Here is a 23,089-nt window from a genome sequence, read left to right on the forward strand (position 1 = left end):
ATATAATGGAGTTGACTGCTCAGTCAATCCATACAAAGCCACCCAAAGGAGGCGTAAGGATGAAAATTATCGATGTTAAAAATTTGACCAAAACGTATAAGAAGAACAGGGGAATTGTGAACTTAACGTTTTCAGTTGAAGAAGGGGAAATTTTTGGATTTATCGGTCCGAATGGAGCAGGCAAGAGCACAACCATTCGAACGCTTTTAAATTTCCTCTATCCGACCAGCGGGAGCGCTACGATTTTCGGGAAAGATATCGTCAAACAGTCAAAGGAAATTAGACAAAATGTGGGCTACTTGCCGTCTGAAGTTCATTTTTACGATGATATGAAAGTGATTGACTTATTAAAATACTCGGCAGGCTTTTACAAAAAATTTAACCAAAAAAGAATGAAAGAGCTGGCAGAAAGACTTGATCTCGATCTCCATAAAAAAATTGAGGATCTCTCATTTGGCAATCGGAAAAAGGTTGGGATTGTCCAAGCGCTTTTGCATGAGCCAAAACTTCTAATCTTGGATGAACCGACAGGCGGACTCGACCCGCTTATGCAAAACACTTTTTTTGAAATTCTTACAGAGGAAAGAGAGAAGGGAACAACGATTATTTTCTCCTCTCATATTCTTTCTGAAGTGCAAAAGATGTGCGATCGGGTTGCCATTATTAAGGAAGGGGAGCTTGTTAAAGTAGAAACGATTGAAAATCTCACGAAAAACAATTTGAAAAATATTACCATTACGTTTGAACAAGCGAATGCAATTGACTTCGATCTGGAAGGAATAGTGAAAAAAGAAATAAACGGCAGCGAAATGACGCTGCTTTACAGCGGGGATATAAAGACGCTTCTAAATCAATTGAATACTATGCCGGTTCAAGATCTATTAATTGAAGAGCCGTCTCTCGAAGAAGTATTTATCCATTACTATGAGAAGTAAGGGAGGGAACTATATGATTTTTAAAAGAGAGTTGAAACGGAACTTAAAATCTTTGATTATTTGGAGCGTCGTACTCAGCGGTCTCATTTTATTGACGTTAAGTATTTATCCGCAGTTTGCTGAGCAGCAAAATGAAATGAACAAACTGCTTGAATCCTATCCGGAACCGATAAAAAAAGTGTTTGGAATGAATGAATTAAATCTTGGAGAGCTAATGGGTTTTTACGGAGTAGAAATATATATGATGACTACACTTTTAGGAAGCATCTACTCGGCCATTCTTGCATCCAATATACTGGCGAAGGAGGAAAATGAAAAGACGATTGAATTTTTGCTGTCAAAACCGGTCGGAAGAAGCCGAATCGTAACAGAAAAACTTTTGGGCGTTTTCGTAAATATATTGATCTTGAACGGAGTTTCAACGATAACAAGTATCATTGGATTTCAATTTGCAGATGACCCGGATGTACCGACAGACACATTTAGCTTACTAACCGTCGCAACCATTTTGCTTCATTTGACATTCGGTGCCATTGCGTTTATGTTGTCATCAATGTTGAAAAAAACAAGAAGCATCATGTCTGTCTCACTTGGGATTGTCTTAGCTGCCTATTTTATGAATGTGATGGCAGGGATTTCGGAAGACTTAGAAGTTCTAAAATATTTCAGCCCGTTTAAATATGTGGACGCCGCCCAAATTATTAATGATAATAAATTAGAGCCTCTTTATATGTTTATTATGGCTGCTGTCATTTTCATTAGTGTTATCACTTCATATATGGTATATAGAAAGAAGGATATTGCAGTTTAATGAAAATTGAGGTGTAAAAATTGTATTCAGCATTTGAAAAGCAGCCGCAGGAAAAGAAAGATTTGATTATCAAGGTGGCCATTGAGGAATTTGTAAAAAACGGTTATGAAAAAGCTTCTACAGATGTCATTACGAAGCGGGCGGGAATTTCTAAAGGAATTCTTTTTCATTATTTTAAGAGCAAGAAAAACTTATACCTTTATTTAGTCAATTATGTGAAAGATCTTCTAACGAAAGAAGTTATGGAAGCCATAAAACAAGTTAAAGCTGATGATTTCTTTGAAAGAATTAAAGAAATTGTCCTGATAAAACATAAAGTGACAGCGAAGTATCTGCTAGAAGCTCATTTTATTGCGGATGCTTTCGCCAATCCCCCTGTAGCAGTTAAGGAAATGAAAGAAATTATTAAGGAACACTACGAAACGTACCAGGACGATTTTATGCTGGAGTATGTTTATATTAAAGACTTAATCCAAACGGAAAAACTGAGAGATGATATTTCCGTTGATACCGTGATCAGAATGACGATGTTTATCTGTGAACAGCTGTCTAATAAGTACTTGACTCTATACAAAAATAAACAAATTGATATTGCTCATATTTTGGATTCTTCGATAAAGGAACTGAATGATTATCTTAAAATTGTGAAATATGGGATTTATAAGCCGGAATAAATGTTGCTCCATTTTCCCGCGGCGAGTAGCTGCGGGATTTTTGCATATTAGCAGCAGTTGAAATAGTTACTCCAAAACAAAGAAGATTTGATTAAACTTTTTAACAAAAATTGATCTAAAAAAGCAAACTAAGAAAAATTTAAGGGCAGTTATATACAGAAAAGATCTGTCTGCCAGCGGATGGAATCACGTAGGCTAAACACTCCAATTGTAAAGCATAAAGCGCTATGCTCGTAAAATGTCATGAATATATAGCTAATCAGTTATAGATACGGTCCATAAAATCAGCCGTTATCAAGTAAACTTTATCGAATTCATCGTTGCTAATAAGAGTCATCATCCTTTTTCATTAATTATTGGGAGAGGAAAACGATGCAAACAAACGTTGACCAGTGTACCCGTGTATATACGACGATCTATCCAATATTAATTGCTATCAGTATCGGTCAATCGACATGAAGCCATGCAGTCGGTTGTTCCTGAGTGTTTTCGATGTTGAAAACATCAATGCGTTTATCGTATTCGCAAATTGGTTGAATCGCCTTTAATTAAATATAGTATTTTCATTTTGCACGCTGATCGTCGGTTTACTTGCAGATTGCTTTCCTTGACTGTGAAAAATAAAAAACGGGAGAGACTATAGTAACCTATTATTTTTATAGTTGAAACTTTTCAAATATTAAAAGTATAATAGCTGTTGTATTCATAAAATTGGAAGGGGAAGAAATAATGGGAATTCTTGTAAAACTAAGCAATTTTGTCAGCAATACTTTTGCAATTTGGGTATTAATATTCGCAGCATTAGCTTTTTTTGAGCCAAAAGCATTTACATGGGTCGCCCCATATATTGTGCCGCTGCTAGGTATCGTCATGTTTGGAATGGGATTGACCTTGTCAGCCAATGATTTTAAGGAAGTCTTCGCACGTCCGATAGATGTGCTGATTGGGGTAATCGCCCAATTTTTTATTATGCCGCTTTTGGCCTTTTTGCTCGCTACCTTATTGCCTGTTTCACCTGAAGTAGCGATCGGCATCATTCTTGTTGGCTGCTGTCCTGGCGGAACGGCTTCCAATGTCATGACGTATTTGGCAAAAGGTGATACGGCGCTTTCAGTCGCTGTTACGTCCGTGTCAACCCTGCTTGCTCCCATTTTAACACCGTCCTTAATTTTGCTGCTTGCAGGGAAATGGCTGTCCGTTTCAGCCGGTGCTCTGTTTTGGTCAATCGTGAAAGTTGTACTTATTCCTATTATTCTCGGACTGATTGTACAAATGTTGTTTAAAAAACAAGTAAAAGCAACCGTTCAAATTCTTCCGCTCGTTTCCGTTATCGCTATTGTGGCTATCGTGGCTGCTGTCGTCGCTCAAAACCAGCAGGCTATCGCAAAAAGCGGGCTTCTTATTTTCCTTATCGTCGTTGCTCATAATGGGCTTGGATTGCTGCTCGGCTACTGGTTTGCGAAGCTGCTTAAAATGTCAGAACCGAAACAAAAAGCGATTTCGATTGAGGTCGGCATGCAAAATTCCGGACTTGGAGCTGCGCTGGCGACTGCTCATTTTTCGCCTCTTGCCGCTGTTCCAAGCGCAATTTTTAGCGTTTGGCATAACATCTCTGGACCGATTGTGGCGACCTATTTCCGTAAAAAAAGTGAAAAGAAGGAAAGCAATCAATCAACGATTACAACATGATCTATAAAGATTAGCAGCACAGACCAATGACAAAGGTCTGTGCTGTTATTTTTGTAGTAAAAAGTGGTACTTGAGTTACTTTAAGGGCTAAATCTGTTGCTGTTGTTCCGTTAGGCAGCTCGCCAACAAGTCTTACTCCGATGACCGTGACAGATCCAGAACTATGAGAGTTCGTACTAAAAACTGGCCAACTTCACTGTCCTTATCAGAATCTGTTTTAAAATATTGGATCCATGAGATCGTGTATAAGAAAAGTAATCGATAAGGTTATGTGAAGATTTCTACAAATCATTGAAGAGGAATGAATAATTGGCAAAGTGTAATGGCATTCGTAGTTAGAATGGAAAAAATTTTTGATCAATTCAGCTGTGAAATTTTCCATAATCACGCACAGTTTGAAATATGGGCGCAGTTTTATAAGGTGGCGTTTTCAATTTGCCGAATCATTCCACATGATTGTTCCAAAACGGCTTTGGCGAATTACAGCAGTGTGTAAAAGTCAATCCATTAAGACAGAAGTAGGTAAGTTTCTGCTTTTTTTAGTTTTATGACAATATTCGACAGCATTTTTTTGTCTATTATGTATATTTTGGACTAGAAAGAGTCAATAGAATAAGGGAGAAAAGTCCTACTTGATTTTAAGCTTTGAAATTCAAAATGCATTACTACAAATTTGAACGCATGAGAAAAGCTGGGAAAGCTAATGAAGAAACGTTTATAAACATTTAATCAGTAAATTTCTTGAGGGTGCAATTTAAAAATGTGCAGCTACAAAATTTTTTTCGAGCAGATCATTCAAAACTGTATTAGTAAATTGACTTATTATCTATTACATTAACGATCATCATGGATACAGTGTTCGTTTTCAAAAAAAGGGAGTGGGAAGTATTAAAAAAGATCTTTCATCGCTTAAGAAGGTTAACTTAAAATGATGAGAAAGCTTTTTGTTGCGATCACCGACGAATTACTAGTTGGCAAATTATAAGAATTAATGTTTCGGCTAAATGAATAAAGCTTGATTAGAGTATTATTTTTAACATTTGTCTTTTTGAGCTAAAACTAACATTATCATGAGTGTATTCGGCATTATCAGGACTTTTAGAAATAATTTTAGGTTTATATGAGTAAAAAAAGCGTTAATAGGTAAGACGATACCCTTTATAAATGTTTTTTGGCATTGGGAATCGCTTCAAGGTAACTGATTAAATATTCATTCGTATTTAGTGATTAATTGTGACAAAGATTAAAAATATAAATTTCAATAGCTTGGGAGGTTAATATGGGAGATGTTCAATCAAAAACAGTCAATGCTTTTTGTCTTTTCCTTGTAACGATTCACTTGCTTATTCTCTATTCGTTCGTTTTTATGACAGACAAATTAGATACTAGGCTTGGGCAAATGGGTTCTCTGATTACATTAGTTTTAGGAATAGTCTTTTGTTATCAGTCCTTTAAAATTAAATCCCCGTTTAGATATATTTTGCTAATAACAACGGCTTTTGTATCAATTTTAGCAGTACTAGTATTGCTGATATTCTTAATTGCTTGTTTTTAAAAGAAGGATTATTCACTCCTTTATATTGTTTCAACAATTTATGCTGAAAAAAAACAATACGATAAGAATTGAAAGAAATCAATAAAGCAGTCTGAAACAGTATACAGTAGATGCAGCAAGGAAGGGGAATACAATGAATACGAATCTTTTCTATACATTCCTTCTTTTATTCTTGTTTGCCTTGTTAGCAAGATGGTTCAAATCGAAAGAAGCGGAATGGCTTGGATCGCTTGGAGAATATAAAGTCCGAAAAGAAATAAATAAGATAGAAGAATCGTCTGAAAAATACAAATCTTTTCATGACTTGTATATTCCGAAACAAGATGGCTCCACTTCGCAAATAGATCATATTATTCTTTCTGATCATGGGTTGTATGTGATTGAAACCAAAAATTACAGCGGTTGGATTTTTGGTGATGAAACGTCAAAATATTGGACAATTTAAATGCTGCAGCACCTATCCCAAATGCAGGTTTACACAAAAGATTCGCTAATTTTCTCTGTTGTAGAATAATTGTGGGAGCAATTGTACTCCCATGAAATATGAGTTAAATTCCAACTTCTGTGTGTGAACTCGTTTTATGGTTGGCTAACGAAACAATTTTTTGCAAGGAGCAAAAAAGTTACATGTTATTAACATAAGAACTACCATTTAATCATTTACTCTCGTAAAGCTGCCCTTGCTGCATCCATATATTCAATCCTCTGCAGGCGCGATCATAAATCTTTTGTTGTTCATCAAATGCAGTTGGGACGTTTTCTAATCCCCAAAATACCTTGATACGCTTTATTATTGTTTCGTAATATTTAATTTTGTCAGGCTGTCGATGTGTAAACGTGACGAAACTCCTCGAATGCTATTTATGTATGAGTGGAATGTAAAAAATTTGTTCCATTAACAAAAATGTTTTTTATTTACAAATAACATTTGACAATTCTTAGTAAATCGTTTATAGTAAATTTAAACTTAAGATCGGAAGGGTGAACTGACCTAATGAAGTACTAATCCTATTTATGAAAGGTTACAATTGAAGGCTATGTTTAGCAGACAATCTCTGCTGTGTTTGCAATGACTTCAATTGTCGTTTTTTCAGAATAGGATTGGTCTTCTATAGGTGGATCTAAAAGAATAGTTTCTTTTTGGTGTGCCCCTAAATATTTATGCCTCCTATTCTGAATGTATATAGGAGGCATTTTTTTGTCTCCTAAGTTAGTACAAAGGAGATGTTCATATGCTCTTATTAGAAGCTCATCATATAAAGCACTATGTACAGGATCGTTTATTACTAGATGTGGATCGATTGGAAATCCATCAAAAAGATCGAATTGGATTAGTTGGTCGAAATGGAAGCGGGAAAACGACGTTACTTCATATTTTAGCTAAAAAAATTTCTTCAGAGGAAGGGAGCGTTATTCAACATACTCAATGTGAACTTTTGCCGCAGTTTAAACGAACTGATACAACAAAAAGCGGTGGTGAAGTGACGCAAGAATATATTCAAAAAGCTTTTGTGAAAGATCCAGAGCTTTTACTTGCAGACGAACCAACAACAAATCTCGATACAGACCATATTGAATGGTTAGAAAAGAAACTGAAAGAGTGGCAGGGGGCATTTATCATTGTTTCACATGATCGCGAATTTTTGGATGCTCTTTGTACGACCATATGGGAAATCAATGAAGGAAAGATTAAGGAATATACAGGCAATTACAGCGATTATGTAAAACAAAAAGAAGTAGAGAGACGTCAAGAACAGTTAGCGTATGAAAAATACGAGAAAAAGAGAAAGCAGTTAGAAGAAGCATTAAAATTAAAAGAGAAAAAAGCGGAAAGAGCAACAAAGACTCCTAAAAAGGTAAGTAAATCAGAGGCGAAAATTACTGGAGCGAAGCCGTACTTTGCCAAAAAGCAAAAGAAGCTGCAAAAAACAGCGAAAGCCATTGAAACGAGATTAGAAAAACTTGAAAAGGTAGAAAAAGTGAAAGAATTCCCGCCGCTTAAGATGAACTTGCCGAATGCAGAAGCGTTTAAAAATCGAATTATCTTGCGTGTAGAGGATGTAACAGGCAGGATTAGCGAACGTGTACTTTGGAGCAATGCAAGCTTCCATGTACGCGGTGGTGATAAATTAGCGATTATCGGTCCAAATGGAAGTGGAAAAACGACGCTTGTAAAAAAGATCATCAACGAAGAGCCTGGCATTACACTTTCCCCGGCTGTGAAAATGGGTTACTTTAGCCAAAATTTAAATATATTAGATGTGGAAAAATCTATTATTGAGAATGTCCAGTCTTCTTCTAAACAGAATGAAACACTTATTCGGACGGTTCTTGCGAGAATGCATTTCTTCAGAGATGATGTATATAAGCCAGTAGAGGTTTTGAGCGGCGGTGAGCGGGTAAAAGTTGCGCTGGCAAAACTATTTTTAAGTGATATCAATACGTTAATTTTAGATGAACCGACGAATTTTCTTGATACGGAATCTGTTGAAGCATTAGAGTCTCTTCTAAAAGAGTATGAAGGAAGCGTGATCTTCGTCTCCCACGATCGCCGATTCATTGAAAATATCGCTACACGAATTTTGGCAATACGTAATCAAAAGATTGCACTTTTTGAAGGAACCTATCAGCAATATAAACATGCTCAACTGCAAAAAACTCGAGACACTGCAAAAGAAAAACGTCTCTTACTCGAAACAAAAATATCAGAAGTACTAAGTCGCTTAAGTATCGAACCATCTAAAGAATTAGAAATGGAATTTCAAAAACTTTTACGAGAAAAAAGGGAATTGGACAAGTTTGAATAATTGCGAAGAATTCTTTTTTGAACCAAAGGTAATTTCGATGTATAGCTTTTATTTAAAGAGCAATACCAATATCGTCTTGGACAGTTGAGCAAAAAATACAGAAAAGATTTTATAGGAAGTGATGAAACTGCTTGGATCACGATCATTTAAAGCTTATAAAATGATCACGTGTATGTGTTAAGCACAAAATGCTGTCACAAACTTCAGGTATTATTGTTTTCTAAAGGGATCAGATGGTGGAGAATCAGGGAGATTAATGGACAGCTTCTTCAAGAAAATGTTGTATAAAAGCGGAATAATTGCTAGTTTTCTTTGACTTTTTCAGATAAGATCTCTATAATAATCGGTGTACTGAAAATTTAAAGGAGGATTATTAAAAAGTGTATTCTGTCAGATTGCGTTTCCCAGCTTTGAACTAAGTAATTAAATACGTTCAAAGGCTCTGCTTGTGAATGCAGAGTAATGGGAGCAGTCTGTCCTTTTTTAATAATCTTCATTTCATATAGAAAATATGTAATATGAAGACAGACGGGTTTCGTCTGTCTTTTTTATATATGTATAATTATCCTTCTTTTATTTAGCAAAAGGAAGGTTTATCCCGCTTTAACGGGCAATAAGTCCCCGCTTCAAGACTAAAGCTATAATAAGTCTAAGTGGGGAATAACTGCCCGTAAAAGCCCGATTGGTTTAGCTAACCATCAGTGGGGATGAAGGCCGATTAAAAACGCAGCGTCATCATTTCTTCATCGGCACTAGCACATGTCGCCCACTGATGGAAGTTTCACTTTATTTGGTGACGGCTTCAAATAGCCCCGTAATTTAAATAAGGATGGGTCTTCTTCCCTTTACTCTGAATCACAGGCAGATCGCCTGTGTTTTTTTATTTGGAAAGGGAGAGATCACATGACCAAAAAAATCAAAAGTGCAGAACTTGTTAGTGAATTTGTAGCGGCATTCAGATGTCCACTCTGTAAAAGTTCGATGAGGGTTGTTGATTTGAAAAGCCTAATATGCTCTAAAAATCATACTTTTGATTTCACTAAACAAGGATATGTAAACTTGATGACTCGTTCCTCTACTAGTCATTACAAGAAGGAATTGTTTGAAGCAAGACGCAAAATCATTATGGAAAGCGACTTATACACATTCGTGCATGAAGCGATTGCAAGGTCGATAAAGGAGTATATGGACGTTTCTTTTAAACCTTTAATGGTTGCAGATGTAGGGTGCGGAGAGGGCTCCCATTTACAAAGGATTTTGGACGAATGTAAGGTTTTGGCAATGACTGGGGTTGGTCTTGATATTTCAAAGGAAGGCATTGCCATGGCTGCGAAGAGATACGAAAACCAAATTTGGTTAGTAGGTGACTTGGCAACATCACCGCTTGCGGATCAATCGTTTCATGTAATTCTAAATATCTTATCTCCTGCCAATTACAAAGAATTCAAGAGGATATTAGTTGAAGATGGACTTGTCATTAAAGTTATTCCTCGTCCTCATTATTTGAAAGAGCTGAGAGATGAACTATTTGATCATAACGAAAAAAAGGTCTATAAAAATGATCAAACAGTGTCGCTTTTCAAAAAACATCTCCATCTACTGGATGTGCAGCATTTATGTTACACAAAGAACCTTAATAAAGCTGATCTTAAACACTTGGTGCAAATGACCCCGCTAGCATGGTCTGCGGATAAAGGGCGTATTGATGCGTTTATAAATCGGGATTCGGCTGAGATCATGGTGGATTTGGAAATTTTAGTAGGCGTAAAGAAAACATTTGCAACAAGAATGGGGGCTGCGAATCATGGAAAAAGTATTGATTGAGTTAAATAATATTGAAGTTTCATTTTCCGGCCAACTTGTATTAAATATTCCTCGACTGGCCGTACACCAATTTGATCGTATCGGGATTGTCGGAAAAAACGGGGCCGGAAAGAGTACGTTGTTGAAGCTTTTGGCAGGCCAAATTACGCCTGATAAAGGTCAAGTACATCGCTTTGTCGATTTTGCTTATTTTGATCAGCTGTCAAGACCGGTTAAACGTGAAATCGATTATAAATTGCTAGGAAGGTTGTCAATCCCGCAAACAGAAGTGAAAAATTTAAGCGGCGGAGAACAAACTCGTTTGAAATTAGCGGAAATTTTCTCCACCTATCATGAAGGTTTATTAATAGACGAGCCGACAACACACTTAGATGAGGACGGTGTGCAGTTTTTCATTGATGAGCTAAGTTATTACTATGGCGCGCTTGTTCTTGTAAGCCATGATCGTCATGTGCTGGATGAACTCGTTACAAAAATTTGGGAGGTAGAAGACGGGCGTGTAACGGAATATACGGGGAATTATTCAGACTACGCAGAACAAAAAAAGCTCACTCGGAATAGACAGCTTAAAGAGTACGAAAAATACGTGAAAGAAAAAACGCGTCTTTTAAAAGCAGCTGAGGAGAAAATGAAAAAGGCTGAAAAAATTACTCAGCCAAATAAACGTATGTCAAAAAAGGAAACAAAAGCAAAGGCAAATAAAATGTTTATGACGAAATCAAAGGATACAAGCCAAAAGGCGATTCAACGTGCAGCAAAAGCGATTGAGCAGCGTGCGGAGCAACTCGAAGCAGTAGAGGCGCCAAAAAAGGAACAAACCCTTTATTTTCCTCAGCCAGCTGCTCTCAAACTGCACAATAAGTTTCCCATTATGGCGGATCGATTGACGCTTAAGGCAGGAAATAAAATTCTGCTTAAAGAAGCCAGTTTCCAATTCCCATTAGGGAGCACGGTCGCTATCACGGGAAAAAATGGTTCAGGGAAAACAACACTCCTTCGTCATATCATCCAGCAAGGGGAAGGAATTATTCTTTCTCCGAAAGCTGTCATCGGATCATATAAACAAATGGGCTATCAATTTGAAAAGAACGAAACAGTAGTTTCATTTATGAAAGAACGAAGCGACTATCATGAAAGTAAGATTCGTGCAGTTCTGCACGCAATGAATTTTACAGGAAATGATTTAGAAAAGAACGTCCGCAATTTAAGCGGTGGCGAAGCTATCCGTCTAGTTTTGTGTCAACTATTTTTAGGAAGATACAATATACTGATTTTAGATGAACCGACCAATTTTTTGGATGTTTTTTGTATTGAAGCGTTAGAGCGTTTTTTAAAAGGATATGAAGGAACTGTTATCCTCGTATCGCATGATCGCATGTTTATTGATCGTGTCGCAGATCATATATATGTCATGGAAAACCAACAATTGAAGCTAAGAAACTGAAGCAGGGAAGACGTTCCTGCTTCTTTTTTATAAGAATCCTTTTTAGGCGGGTGATTTTTTAATAAGAAATTGTATAGTGTGAACGCTTATTTTTCAAAAATAGAACTATGTGCTAAATAAACATTGAAATAAAATAATGAAAATAATTAAACAAGAAGGTAAAGGAAAAATGGAAGTTTAAGGAGAAGAAAAAGGATTAAAAACAGAGAATTCTTTAAGGGGTATCAAACAGAAGCATAATGGATGCTTTTCACTCTAGATCAAACAATCAAAATAAATTTGCTATTTACTGATTGTTAAAGTTTTTAATAAAAATGTTATGTTAACTGTATGGTGAGTCGGGATACAACCAAAGATTCCAGCCCTTTGTTTCTTTGTGATACAGTTAGAAAAAAGAGGATGGGTGATTGGGAATCATTCATTTTTCCATTGGTCATGTTTGCTTTTCTTATTGCTTTTGCACGTGCAGTGTTCTTGTAGTCAAATCATTAGTCATGAGAAAAGTTCAGCACAAATTGATAAGAAGCTGGATAGAATCATTGAACTGTTAGAGAAACAAAGCAAAGGATAACCTATTCTTTTAGACGGTTTAAGGAGGCCGTTTTACAACATAGAATTAGACAAAAACTAACCTAAAAACATTGTGTCTGAGGGGGAACGATTGCCTTCAGGGAGATTTCAAGAAGTACCTATTTATCCAACTGCACTCAAATGTATGCCGATCCTGCGGCACGAACATTGTATCTGTACCAATGGATGAATTTGGAATGAGAATTTATGAAACATGCAAACTTAGATTAATACATACTATTCCGGAATTTTTTTAAGTCAGGAAAGAAGAAAAAAACAACTATTAACTCTTGTGCGAAGATATCAAACGATTGTTTTATAAGAGAGAACAAATCAAAGCAATATCTGTGTCTTCTTGATCAGTTCCTTACCTACAACATTCATCTGGCAACCCGATGTATCATGCCTTGATAGCGATGGTTAGATTTAAAAAATCCTAAACGGTACTGCACAAGCAAACTAAGGAGTTCAGTAAACGCTTTCAAAAAAATCCTTCTGTACAAAAAAGAAAATACCCACAAAATTTTGACTCAATCTTATTAAACGAGGATTGACATTTGGGGCATTTATTACGTATTTTATAGATAACAGCTATAAAATATTTAACTTTTCTGAAAATTGTGTTAATATAAGCTGATGAAGGAGATTTTCTATGGCAAATAAAACTTTAAAAGAAAGAATTATCGATACGGCTCTGCATCTTTTTGAACAATACGGCTATCATGGGGTTACTGTCGATCGGATTGTCACAGAAATCAACGCATCAAAAGGCGGCTTTTATCATAATTTTAAATCAAAAGATGAACTTCTTTATCACATTCACGACGTGTTTATCACCTATGTGCTCAACAAGGCACAGGCGGCCTATGAAAACTACAAAACCCCAACAGAGCGTTTATGTGCTATTATTCAATCATTTGTAAAAGTATTTCATTTATATAAGCCGCATATAACGGTGTTTTATCAAGAAAGCAATTATTTAAAGCCGGAGTATGCACAAAAAATTAATGAAAAACGTGATGAGTTTAAGCAGGTGATTTTTCGGGTCATTCGCGAAGGAATTGACGCAGGCGAGTTTCGCCCAGAGCTTTCAGTGGAAATTACAGGAATGACGATTATTGGCATGGTGAACTGGACGTATAAATGGTATAAGCCGGAAGGGCCGATGACAATCGAGCAAATTGCCGACTATTTTATTGATTTTATTTTGCATTCTGTCCTTACAGAAAAGGCTAAGCAAAAGGCGGAAAATATCATTTATTTCATCAAAAGCAAGCAGGCTTCGCTTCAATCATTTTAAAATTTAAAAAATGATTTTTAGTTAACGTAAATTTTTCACGAAAAACAAACCGACTAGTCGGTTTTATAATAATATATTAGAAATGGGGGAGAGAGCATGAATTTTGAACTTACAAAAGAGCAACAGATGATTAAAGAAATGGTAAGGGAGTTTGCTGAGAAGGAAATTGCACCAAACGCAGCGAAATGGGATGAAGAAGCCTATTTTTCCATCGAAATATTCAAAAAGATGGGGGAGCTAGGGCTATTGGGAATCCCGTTTCCAGAAGAATATGGCGGAGCTGGAGGCGATACGATTTCATATGCTGTTGCTGTAGAAGAAATTGGCCGCGCCTGTGGCGGAACAGGTCTTAGCTATGCTGCTGCTGTCTCATTAGGTGCAAGCCCTATTTACTATTTTGGTACAGAAGAGCAAAAGCAAAAGTGGCTTGTTCCGATGGCAAAAGGAGAGGCGTTGGGAGCGTTTGGGTTAACTGAACCGAATGCCGGTTCAGATGCTGGCGGAACCCGAACGAGAGCGGTGCTTGACGGAGATGAATATGTGATTAATGGAGAAAAATGCTGGATTACGAATGCAGGACATGCAAGACAAGTGATTGTCACCGCAGTGACCGGAAAGGATGACAAGGATAAAAACATCATCTCTGCTTTCATTGTTCCAACAGACGCTCCGGGATTTACGATTCAATGCAATTACGACAAAATGGGTGTCCGTGCCTCGAATACGTGCGAGCTTGTTCTTGAAAATGTACGCGTGCCGAAAGAGAACATATTAGGGGATCCGGCAAAGGGATTTAAGCAATTTTTATATACTCTAGATGGCGGTCGCATTTCGATTGCTGCTCTTGCCGTTGGCATCGCTCAAGCCGCGTTTGAGAAAGCGCTTCAATATGCGAAGGAACGGAAACAATTTGGTCAATCCATTTCTAAATTCCAAGCGATTCAATTTAAGCTTGCCGATATGGCGATGGAAATCGAATTAGCCCGCAGCATGGTGTATAAAGCGGCCTGGCTAAAAGATCAAGGGAAACCGTTTACAAAAGAAGCCTCTTTCGCTAAACTGTTCGCTTCTGAAGCTGGCTTCCGCATATGTAATCAGGCAATTCAAATTCATGGAGGATACGGGTATATGAAAGAATATGGGGTCGAGCGCCATTTGCGCGATATTAAGCTCATGGAAATTGGTGAAGGCACATCAGAAATTCAGCGGATCGTTATTGCCCGTCAGCTTGGATGTTAAAGGACAGAAAAATGGAGAGGATGAAAATTTATTTAAACAAAGGAGGCGCATGTTATGACGGAGATGTTAGAGGTTACGGTTGGCAAACTATTAGAAGAAAAAGCGAATGCTTATCCAGAGCATGAGGCTGTTGTGTATGCAGATCGCGGACTTAGAATGACATACAGGCAGTTTGATGAATATTGTCGTCTTGTTGCTCGAAGCTTAATGAAACTGGGCATTCAGTCAGGAGAGCATATTGCAATTTGGGCAACCAACACTCCTGAATGGCTGGCATGCCAGTTTGCTACAGGCAAAATGGGGGCTGTACTTGTGACGGTCAACACGAACTACCGTACAGCTGAATTAGAATACTTATTGAAGCAATCAGATTCCACGACCCTTCTTTTAATCGAACAATATCGCGATACCTCTTACATTGACACGATCTATGAGATTGCCCCGGAGCTGTACGAATGTCAGCCAGGACAGCTGAAGGCGAAGCGTCTTCCACGTCTAAAAAATGTCATCGTTCTTGGTGATAAGCGTTACCCTGGCACATATACATGGAATGATCTTTTGGCGATGGCTCAAGATACCGCTGAAGATGAACTCGATCAACGAATGAACTCCCTTGACCCGCATGATGTCATCAACATGCAATACACTTCAGGAACGACAGGATTTCCAAAAGGAGTTATGCTCAGCCACTACAACATTATCAACAACGCCTACAATATTGCTCAATGCATGAAACTCACGAAAGATGATCGATTATGTATTCCTGTGCCATTTTTTCACTGCTTTGGCTGCGTGCTTGGCGTCTTAGCATGCGTCTCTGTCGGCGCTACGATCGTACCAATACAAGAATTCAATGCTACCCAAGTGCTTCAAACGGTTCAAGACGAAAAATGCACCGCTTTACATGGTGTGCCGACCATGTTTATTGCTGAGTTGAACGATCCTGATTTCGAAAAATACGATCTGTCTTCATTGCGGACAGGAATTATGGCGGGATCAAATTGTCCAATTGAAGTAATGAAGGCGGTTATCGAAAAAATGGGAGCCAAAGAAATTACGATTGCTTATGGACAAACTGAATCTTCGCCTGTCATTACTCAGACGAGAACAGATGATCCTATTCATTTGCGCGTCGAGACAGTCGGGCGTGCTCTTCCAAACGTTGAAGTCAAAATAGTCGAACCAGGCACAAACAAGGAAGTACCGTACGGTGTGCAAGGAGAGCTATGTACGCGAGGGTATCATGTCATGAAAGGATATTATAACAATCCGGAAGCGACGAAAGAAGCGATTGATGAGGAAGGATGGCTCCGTACAGGCGACTTAGCAATAATGGATGAAAATGGATATTGCCGCATTACTGGAAGACTAAAGGATATGATCATCCGCGGCGGAGAAAACATTTATCCACGGGAAATTGAAGAATTTTTATATCAGCATCCGAAAATTCTAGATGTTCAAGTGGTCGGTGTACCTGATGAAAAATACGGAGAAGAAGTAATGGCGTGGATTATATTAAAACCAGGGCAAACTGCGACGGCTGAAGAAGTTCAAGAATTTTGCCGCGGAAAAATATCGCGTCATAAAATCCCCCGTTATATTGAATTTACCGATTCGTATCCGATGACAGCATCCGGAAAAATTCAAAAATTTAAATTGCGCGAGCAGGCAAAACAAATTCTTAGTACAAAGACAACACATGAATAGGAGGAGTTGCATGTTTAAAAAAGTGTTAGTGGCCAATCGGGGAGAAATTGCAACTCGAGTCATTCGAACGTGCCGGCGGTTAGGAATTCAGACAGTAGCCATATACTCAGAAGCAGATGCTGATTCGCTCCATGTAAAATGGGCAAACGAAGCTTATTTAATTGGAAAGCCGCATGTCAGTGAAAGTTATTTGAATATTGACAAAATCATTGACGTTGCAAAAGCGACGAAAGCGGAAGCGATTCATCCAGGATATGGTCTCTTGTCGGAAAACCCGACATTTGCGCACCGTTGTGAAGAGGAAGGAATTGTATTTATCGGACCGAATGCTGATGTTATTGCGAAAATGGGAAGTAAGATTGAGTCGCGGAAAACAATGTCAGAAGCAGGCGTGCCGATCGTCCCCGGCATCTCCTTTCCGCTTCAAAATGTTGAGGAAGCAGCAAGCACAGCAGCGACGATCGGTTATCCTATTATGTTAAAGGCGTCTTGCGGCGGTGGCGGTATCGGAATGCAAATCGTCCATAATGAAGAGGAATTGCACAAAGTGTTTGAAGGCAACCAAAAGCGGGCGACTTCCTTCTTCGGCGATGGGGCGATGTATTTGGAAAAGTATATTCAGAATCCGCGCCATATTGAAGTTCAGCTTCTTGCTGACCACTACGGGAATTATGTGTATTTATGGGAACGTGAATGTTCGATTCAGCGGCGTCACCAAAAGGTGATTGAAGAAGCTCCTTCTCTGTTTTTAGATGAGCAAACAAGAAAAAGAATGGGGGAGACAGCCATTCAAGCTGCCCAATATATCGGTTATACAAATGCAGGAACGATTGAATTTCTTGTTGATGAACAGAAAAACTTCTACTTTCTTGAAATGAATACGCGTCTTCAGGTAGAGCATCCAGTAACTGAGGAAATCACCGGTCTGGATCTTGTCGAAGAGCAGCTGCGCATCGCTGCTGGGGAAAAGCTGGGCTATAGCCAAGATCACATCCAGCGTCAAGGGCATGCCATCGAGGTGCGGATTTACGCAGAGGATCCAAAAACATTTTTTCCATCCCCCGGAACCATTACTGCGCTTCAATTACCGGAGGGAGAGCGTATTCGCAATGAAACAGCGGTTCAAAGCGGAATGGTCGTAACGCCGTTTTATGATCCAATGATTGCTAAATTAATTGTAAAAGGCGAAAACCGAAAGGAAGCGATTAATCGCATGCTGCAAGCGCTTGGCAGCTATCAAATTGAAGGAATTAAAACAAACATTCCAATGCTAAAAGAAGTGTTGGCACACCCAGAATTTCAAGCGGGACATACAACAACCGATTTTGTAAATCGGCATTTAAGCAGCGTTTCTATCAAAAAATAAGATGTTGATCAAGTCTTCCACTTTTCTTGATTAGAGAGTGGAAGACCTTCAATCTGCAAGTTCAGGAAATGGAGGAGTAAAAAGATGAATCAGATTGTTGCAATAATGGCAGGGAATGTATGGAAAATTGTTGTTTCTGTCGGAGAAAACATTGAGAAAGGGCAAGATGTCGTGATTTTAGAATCAATGAAAATGGAAATTCCTATTGCTGCAGAAGCAAGCGGAATCGTTAAAGAAATTCATGTGAAGGAAGGCGATTTTGTCAATGAAGGCGATATTTTGCTTGAATTTGAATAAGAGGTGAGGCGCGTGGGCAACTGGCCTAAACACGTTACGATTAAAGAGGTAGGGCCTCGTGATGGGCTGCAAAATGAAAAGACAGCCATTGCGACTGAAGATAAAATTGCTTGGATCAATCAGCTTTCCAAAACAGGGTTGACGTACATTGAAATAACATCATTTGTTCATCCAAAATGGATTCCGCAGCTAGCCGATGCGCTAGATGTTGCAGCAGGAATTGAACGAGCTCCTGGTGTTACTTATGCAGCGCTTGTTCCGAATCAAAAAGGGCTTGAAAATGCTTTGACGACTCAAGTTGATGAAATCTCTGTATTTATGTCTGCAAGCGAGACGCATAATCAAAAAAATATTAATAAATCAATCTCAGATACCTATCCTGTCTTAACAGCTGTTGTTCAGGAGGCAAAGCGTGCTAAGAAAACCGTTCGCGGCTATCTTTCAACGGTTTTTGGTTGCCCTTATGAGGGGGAAGTTTCCATTGAGCAGGTAGCTGCTATATCAGAGCGGTTGTTTGAAATGGGAGTGGATGAGCTTTCTTTAGGTGATACGATCGGTGTTGCTACCCCTCGCCAAGTGGAAGCTGTACTCAACTCGCTTCTAAAGAGATTCCCGAAAGAAAAGCTATCCATGCATTTTCACGATACAAGGGGAACAGCCTTAGCCAATGTGCTGCTTTCATTAGAAATGGGGATTACGACTTTTGACAGCTCGCTTGGTGGACTGGGCGGCTGTCCGTATGCACCGGGAGCTTCCGGAAACGTAGCGACTGATGATTTATTATATATGCTTCATGGCATGGATATTGCTACAGGCATTGATGCTGGGCGGTTAACGGAGGCAGCGCTATTTATTCAAAATAAAATCGGTCGAGCGCTCAATAGCCATTATTTGCAAACCGTTGATCCTTGTTTGTCCTAATAAAGGAGAGTGATTAAATGGAATCTTCTATTCTCTATGAGGCGGCGAATGGAGTGGCAGTGCTAACTTTGCATCGCCCGCAAGCAGTCAACGCTTTGTCTACAGCGCTGTTAATGGAGCTGAAGCAAAAGCTTGGGCAATTAACGTTTGATCGCTCGATCCGTTGTGTGATCGTAACAGGAAGTGGAAAAAAAGCATTTTGTGCTGGTGCTGACTTAAAAGAACGTGCCAGTATGACTGAAACAGAAGTGAGAAAAACGGTTGCGCTGATTCGCGAGACGATCAATGAATTTGAACAGCTTCCAGCACCAACTATTTGCGCGATTAATGGCGTTGCATTTGGCGGAGGCCTCGAATTGGCGTTAGCTTGCGATATCCGTATTGCCTCTGATCATGCTCAGATTGGATTAACCGAAACGGCGCTTGGGATTATTCCAGGTGCTGGCGGAACTCAGCGTCTCCCGCGTTTAATCGGAAAAGGCAAAGCAAAGGAGCTCATTTTTACGGCTAAACGGCTAACGGCAGCGGAAGCAGCCAGCATCGGAATAGTAGAATATGTTGTGCCGTATGAGCAGTTAATGGAAAAGGCCAACGAACTTGCCGGACAAATAATTCAAAATGCGCCGATTGCTGTTGCCCAAGCTAAAATAGCCATTAATCGAGGTCTGGAAGTCGATTTATATACAGGTTTGAAGCTGGAGCAGATGGCTTATGAGATGACAATTCCAACGAAGGATCGTTTAGAAGGGCTGCAAGCCTTTAAAGAAAAGCGGAAGCCTGTTTATAAAGGAGAGTAAAGGAGGAAGTGCAAGTGATCAACGAGCAAGCAAAAACATTGACCGAGAAATTGGCGGAACAAGTCGAAAAAATTGAACAAGGCGGCGCATTAAAGTACCATCAAAAAAATGCGGAGAAAGGCAAGCTATTCGTACGAGATCGTCTAAAGCTGTTATTTGATGAGGGAATGCAATTTGAGGATGCTTTATTTGCCAATTGTCTTGCTGACGGTCTGCCAGCTGATGGCGTGGTAACAGGGATCGGAAAAATCAACGGGCAAACCGTATGTGTAATGGCCAATGATTCAACGGTAAAGGCGGGATCGTGGGGATCACGAACCGTAGAAAAAATCATTCGTATCCAAGAAACCGCAGAAAAGCTTCGGTGTCCGATGCTTTATTTAGTAGACTCGGCTGGGGCTCGGATTACGGATCAAGTCGAAATGTTTCCTGGTCGCCGCGGGGCAGGGCGCATTTTTTACAATCAAGTAAAGCTTTCTGGAAAAGTGCCGCAAATATGCTTATTATTTGGACCATCGGCGGCCGGCGGTGCTTATATTCCAGCTTTTTGCGATATCGTCATTATGGTCGAAGGAAACGCTTCGATGTATTTAGGATCGCCGCGAATGGCGGAGATGGTGATTGGCGAAAAAGTGACGCTTGAAGAGATGGGTGGAGCGCAAATGCATTGCAGTGTCTCTGGATGTGGAGATGTACTTGTGAAAACAGAAGAAGAAGCCATTCAGTTTGCCCGCAAGTACTTATCTTATTTTCCAGCCAATTTCGCTGAAAAACCGCCGATTATCGAAGCAAAGCCAGCTAAGAGCTTTGAAAAAACGATTGAGGACATTTTACCCCTGAATCAAAATGCGCCGTTTAATATGTATGACTTGATCGAGCGTTTTATTGATGAAGGCTCTTTTTGCGAAATCAAAAAGCTGTTTGCACCTGAATTGATTACAGGACTTGCTCGCTTGAATGGACAGCCAATCGGTATACTCGCTAACCAGCCGCGCATCAAAGGCGGTGTCCTATTCCATGATTCGGCTGATAAAGCAGCCAAATTTATTACTTTATGTGATGCCTTCCATATTCCGCTTTTATTTTTAGCCGATATTCCAGGATTTATGATCGGCACAAAAGTGGAAAGGGCAGGAATTATCCGCCATGGAGCGAAAATGATTTCAGCGATGTCAGAAGCAACGGTTCCGAAAATTTCTATTATCGTGCGAAAAGCGTATGGGGCAGGTCTTTATGCGATGGCTGGCCCGGCCTTTGAACCGGATTGCTGCTTAGCGTTTCCTAATGCGCAAATTGCCGTGATGGGACCAGAAGCAGCGGTTAATGCAGTCTATGCCAATAAAATTGCTGAGCTTCCTAAAGAAGAACAGGCAGCCTTTATTGAACAAAAACGGGAGGAGTATCGCCGCGATATTGATATTTATCGTTTAGCCTCAGAGATGGTGATAGATGGAATTATCGCTCCAAACCAGCTTCGCGAAGAATTGATTCGTCGCTTTGATGCCTATATGTCGAAATATATCGTCTTTTCGGAAAGAAAGCATGGAGTATATCCGGTGTAATAAAAAAGGCTCTTTGTCAAATATTGGGGTTCAGGCTGCCGCGCTTCGCTTGGTGGCCTTTTCTTCTGGAAAGGGGGTACCTCCCTTTCTAAAAGAAAAGGTAGCGCTAGCCTATATGTCCCTCAATTCTTTTAAACTTGTGGATTCATAGTATTTTTGAACGAAAACGGGTAAAATTCTTATATCAATAGGCATTTCGCTTTCATACCTCCGTTAAATTGTTGATCACTTGCTTTGTCTTGTCGCATTTGATGAGGGAAGATACGCCTTTCTTCTATACGGACAACCATGTCGCAGGTATGTTGTGATTTTTGATTCAATCCAGCTTAAATAGCTTTGGATCCATTGCTTCTCGAAGAGGGCGTAACCGGGCCGCGCTGCTGAATTTAGAAAACGAACTAACGCCAGTGACGATATCCAATGGGTCGAGGGCGCTGCAGAATAATTTTTCCCCTGTGCCAAGCTCTCAACCTGAAAGCCAGTATTTTCCAGAAACGTCTGAGCTTAATTCTAATGCACCATAAGCTGCGCCCAATGCAACCACTGCCGGCGACAAATGAATGAGACGAGCGCTGTAATTTGTCCCCAGAATTCTTTGTTCAACTGTCCGTCATTGATCCTTTTGCATTAAAAATTAATAGATTTTATCAAAAAGCATCATAAGGGAAAATTTTATAAATTTCACGACCAAGTATTATGCCGTTTTGCAGAGGCACAATGTTACAAGCGAGAGACGTTTCCAGTAAAAAAAAAAGAGAACTATGTGCTAAATGAACAATATAAAAATAAATTTAATTTACTGTTTTTAAGGAAGTAAACACAAAATCTGAAAAAGGGGAATGCTATAAACCCCTTTTTTTCCTCATCATTTGCTATAATTGATGTTAACTTAAAGAGTAAGTCTGTCAATTAACTCTGTTGAATAAGATTCGCGTTCATTTCACTGTCACGAATTTTTCCTTCGTGTAAATATAAAATTCGATTCCCCAATTTTTTTGCTTCCTCAAGATGATGGGTGACTAATATAATGGGAATGCGCCAAAGCTTATGGATACGTAATAGCTCTTCATGACCTTTTACACGTGTTTGATTATCTAATGCAGAAAAAGGTTCATCTAAAAGCAAGGCATCCGGCTCGGTTGCAATGGCTCGTGCAATGGCGACCCGTTGTTTTTCGCCGCCTGAAATTTCAGACGGATATTTATCTCTAAGGTGTTCAATTCGCAGCTCTTTCATTAAATTTTTGACAAAGCTTTCATTTTGCATGCCATAAGCAATGTTTTTCCAAACAGTCATATGGGGAAAAAGCGCATAATCTTGAAATACATAGCCGATGTTTCTTTTTTGAATAGGAACAAATACTTTCTTATTTTCAAATAAAATGGTGTCGTTTAATCGGATGATGCCAGCAGCAGGTTTGCTTATCCCAGCAATACAATTTAAGATTGTCGTTTTTCCGGAGCCGGAGGGGCCAAAAAGGACAACAATCTCATTGGCCACTGAAAATTTTACATCTAATTCAAAATGGGATAGTCTTTTTTGGATTTCAACGATAAGCATAAGAAAAAACTCCTTTAAGTAAGCGACAATT

Annotated in this window: 18 protein-coding genes; 16 read left to right on the forward strand and 2 right to left on the reverse strand. The window is 39.1% G+C overall.

The features are described 5' to 3' along the window. Nucleotides 1-59 precede the first annotated feature (59 nt). The 5 genes from NSQ84_RS08775 (at nucleotide 60) to NSQ84_RS08795 (ending at nucleotide 6,109) form a co-directional block, all read left to right on the forward strand. Complete coding sequence (locus NSQ84_RS08775; RefSeq protein WP_130157310.1) at nucleotides 60-935, forward strand: ABC transporter ATP-binding protein; 876 nt, start codon at nucleotides 60-62, stop codon at nucleotides 933-935. Nucleotides 936-948: 13 nt separating this feature from the next. After that, on the forward strand, nucleotides 949-1,746 hold the full coding sequence (locus NSQ84_RS08780; protein ID WP_327874043.1) for an ABC transporter permease subunit: 798 nt from the start codon (nucleotides 949-951) through the stop codon (nucleotides 1,744-1,746). A gap of 20 nt (nucleotides 1,747-1,766) precedes the next feature. Further along, a complete protein-coding gene (locus NSQ84_RS08785; RefSeq protein WP_339212680.1) occupies nucleotides 1,767-2,420 on the forward strand; it encodes a TetR/AcrR family transcriptional regulator in 654 nt (217 codons plus the stop codon). 729 nt (nucleotides 2,421-3,149) lie between these two features. Beyond that, on the forward strand, nucleotides 3,150-4,109 hold the full coding sequence (locus tag NSQ84_RS08790; protein WP_063389485.1) for a bile acid:sodium symporter family protein: 960 nt from the start codon (nucleotides 3,150-3,152) through the stop codon (nucleotides 4,107-4,109). Nucleotides 4,110-5,797: 1,688 nt separating this feature from the next. Then, complete coding sequence (locus NSQ84_RS08795) at nucleotides 5,798-6,109, forward strand: nuclease-related domain-containing protein (RefSeq protein WP_327873793.1); 312 nt, start codon at nucleotides 5,798-5,800, stop codon at nucleotides 6,107-6,109. A 596-nt stretch (nucleotides 6,110-6,705) separates the two neighbouring features. Here NSQ84_RS08795 and NSQ84_RS08800 read toward each other — a convergent pair. Further along, on the reverse strand, nucleotides 6,706-6,858 hold the full coding sequence (locus NSQ84_RS08800) for a hypothetical protein (protein WP_158640213.1): 153 nt from the start codon (nucleotides 6,856-6,858) through the stop codon (nucleotides 6,706-6,708). A 38-nt stretch (nucleotides 6,859-6,896) separates the two neighbouring features. On the opposite strand from NSQ84_RS08800, the gene NSQ84_RS08805 reads away from it, so the two are divergent. The 11 genes from NSQ84_RS08805 to NSQ84_RS08855 all read left to right on the forward strand — a co-directional run bounded on the left by NSQ84_RS08805 (nucleotide 6,897) and on the right by NSQ84_RS08855 (nucleotide 21,498). Then, nucleotides 6,897-8,471 carry a Vga family ABC-F type ribosomal protection protein gene (locus NSQ84_RS08805; protein ID WP_117017485.1) on the forward strand — a complete coding sequence of 525 codons (1,575 nt, stop codon included), beginning with the start codon at nucleotides 6,897-6,899 and terminating at the stop codon, nucleotides 8,469-8,471. A gap of 903 nt (nucleotides 8,472-9,374) precedes the next feature. Continuing rightward, nucleotides 9,375-10,295, forward strand: a complete 921-nt coding sequence (locus NSQ84_RS08810; RefSeq protein WP_327873906.1) for a putative RNA methyltransferase — start codon at nucleotides 9,375-9,377, stop codon at nucleotides 10,293-10,295. Next, nucleotides 10,276-11,739, forward strand: a complete 1,464-nt coding sequence (abc-f, locus tag NSQ84_RS08815; RefSeq protein ID WP_327873905.1) for an ABC-F type ribosomal protection protein — start codon at nucleotides 10,276-10,278, stop codon at nucleotides 11,737-11,739. Before NSQ84_RS08810 ends, abc-f begins: the two co-directional genes overlap by 20 nt. A gap of 1,222 nt (nucleotides 11,740-12,961) precedes the next feature. Then, the gene (locus tag NSQ84_RS08820; RefSeq protein WP_063389479.1) at nucleotides 12,962-13,609 is read left to right on the forward strand and encodes a TetR/AcrR family transcriptional regulator; all 648 of its coding nucleotides are present in this window, start codon (nucleotides 12,962-12,964) and stop codon (nucleotides 13,607-13,609) included. Nucleotides 13,610-13,705: 96 nt separating this feature from the next. Continuing rightward, nucleotides 13,706-14,848 (forward strand): acyl-CoA dehydrogenase, encoded by a 1,143-nt coding sequence (locus NSQ84_RS08825; protein WP_327873904.1) that lies wholly within the window; start codon nucleotides 13,706-13,708, stop codon nucleotides 14,846-14,848. A gap of 54 nt (nucleotides 14,849-14,902) precedes the next feature. Further along, on the forward strand, nucleotides 14,903-16,555 hold the full coding sequence (locus NSQ84_RS08830) for an AMP-binding protein (protein WP_311067297.1): 1,653 nt from the start codon (nucleotides 14,903-14,905) through the stop codon (nucleotides 16,553-16,555). A 10-nt stretch (nucleotides 16,556-16,565) separates the two neighbouring features. Then, nucleotides 16,566-17,921, forward strand: a complete 1,356-nt coding sequence (locus NSQ84_RS08835) for an acetyl-CoA carboxylase biotin carboxylase subunit (RefSeq protein WP_327873903.1) — start codon at nucleotides 16,566-16,568, stop codon at nucleotides 17,919-17,921. Nucleotides 17,922-18,005: 84 nt separating this feature from the next. After that, nucleotides 18,006-18,218 carry an acetyl-CoA carboxylase biotin carboxyl carrier protein subunit gene (locus NSQ84_RS08840; protein WP_130157294.1) on the forward strand — a complete coding sequence of 71 codons (213 nt, stop codon included), beginning with the start codon at nucleotides 18,006-18,008 and terminating at the stop codon, nucleotides 18,216-18,218. 12 nt (nucleotides 18,219-18,230) lie between these two features. Next, nucleotides 18,231-19,139: a hydroxymethylglutaryl-CoA lyase gene (locus NSQ84_RS08845; RefSeq protein ID WP_063389475.1), complete on the forward strand. Its 909-nt coding sequence runs from the start codon at nucleotides 18,231-18,233 to the stop codon at nucleotides 19,137-19,139. Nucleotides 19,140-19,156: 17 nt separating this feature from the next. Next, complete coding sequence (locus NSQ84_RS08850) at nucleotides 19,157-19,936, forward strand: enoyl-CoA hydratase (protein ID WP_327873902.1); 780 nt, start codon at nucleotides 19,157-19,159, stop codon at nucleotides 19,934-19,936. A 14-nt stretch (nucleotides 19,937-19,950) separates the two neighbouring features. Continuing rightward, nucleotides 19,951-21,498, forward strand: a complete 1,548-nt coding sequence (locus NSQ84_RS08855; protein WP_327873901.1) for an acyl-CoA carboxylase subunit beta — start codon at nucleotides 19,951-19,953, stop codon at nucleotides 21,496-21,498. Nucleotides 21,499-22,407: 909 nt separating this feature from the next. Here NSQ84_RS08855 and NSQ84_RS08860 read toward each other — a convergent pair. Then, nucleotides 22,408-23,058 (reverse strand): ATP-binding cassette domain-containing protein, encoded by a 651-nt coding sequence (locus NSQ84_RS08860; protein ID WP_327873900.1) that lies wholly within the window; start codon nucleotides 23,056-23,058, stop codon nucleotides 22,408-22,410. Nucleotides 23,059-23,089: the final 31 nt, after the last annotated feature.

The sequence above is a fragment of the Aeribacillus sp. FSL K6-3256 genome (assembly GCF_037965805.1).
GTDB lineage: Bacteria > Bacillota > Bacilli > Bacillales > Aeribacillaceae > Aeribacillus > Aeribacillus composti.

Bases quoted from the DNA above. Each gene is read 5' to 3' on its own strand.
- NSQ84_RS08775 (WP_130157310.1), top strand. From the start codon at position 60: ATGAAAATTATCGATGTTAAAAATTTGACCAAAACGTATAAGAAGAAC.
- NSQ84_RS08780 (WP_327874043.1), top strand. From the start codon at position 949: ATGATTTTTAAAAGAGAGTTGAAACGGAACTTAAAATCTTTGATTATT.
- NSQ84_RS08830 (WP_311067297.1), top strand. From the start codon at position 14,903: ATGACGGAGATGTTAGAGGTTACGGTTGGCAAACTATTAGAAGAAAAA.
- NSQ84_RS08860 (WP_327873900.1), bottom strand. From the start codon at position 23,058: ATGCTTATCGTTGAAATCCAAAAAAGACTATCCCATTTTGAATTAGAT.
- NSQ84_RS08800 (WP_158640213.1), bottom strand. From the start codon at position 6,858: ATGCCTCCTATATACATTCAGAATAGGAGGCATAAATATTTAGGGGCA.
- NSQ84_RS08795 (WP_327873793.1), top strand. From the start codon at position 5,798: ATGAATACGAATCTTTTCTATACATTCCTTCTTTTATTCTTGTTTGCC.
- NSQ84_RS08850 (WP_327873902.1), top strand. From the start codon at position 19,157: ATGGAATCTTCTATTCTCTATGAGGCGGCGAATGGAGTGGCAGTGCTA.
- NSQ84_RS08790 (WP_063389485.1), top strand. From the start codon at position 3,150: ATGGGAATTCTTGTAAAACTAAGCAATTTTGTCAGCAATACTTTTGCA.
- NSQ84_RS08835 (WP_327873903.1), top strand. From the start codon at position 16,566: ATGTTTAAAAAAGTGTTAGTGGCCAATCGGGGAGAAATTGCAACTCGA.
- NSQ84_RS08820 (WP_063389479.1), top strand. From the start codon at position 12,962: ATGGCAAATAAAACTTTAAAAGAAAGAATTATCGATACGGCTCTGCAT.
- NSQ84_RS08825 (WP_327873904.1), top strand. From the start codon at position 13,706: ATGAATTTTGAACTTACAAAAGAGCAACAGATGATTAAAGAAATGGTA.
- NSQ84_RS08810 (WP_327873906.1), top strand. From the start codon at position 9,375: ATGACCAAAAAAATCAAAAGTGCAGAACTTGTTAGTGAATTTGTAGCG.
- NSQ84_RS08840 (WP_130157294.1), top strand. From the start codon at position 18,006: ATGAATCAGATTGTTGCAATAATGGCAGGGAATGTATGGAAAATTGTT.
- abc-f (WP_327873905.1), top strand. From the start codon at position 10,276: ATGGAAAAAGTATTGATTGAGTTAAATAATATTGAAGTTTCATTTTCC.
- NSQ84_RS08805 (WP_117017485.1), top strand. From the start codon at position 6,897: ATGCTCTTATTAGAAGCTCATCATATAAAGCACTATGTACAGGATCGT.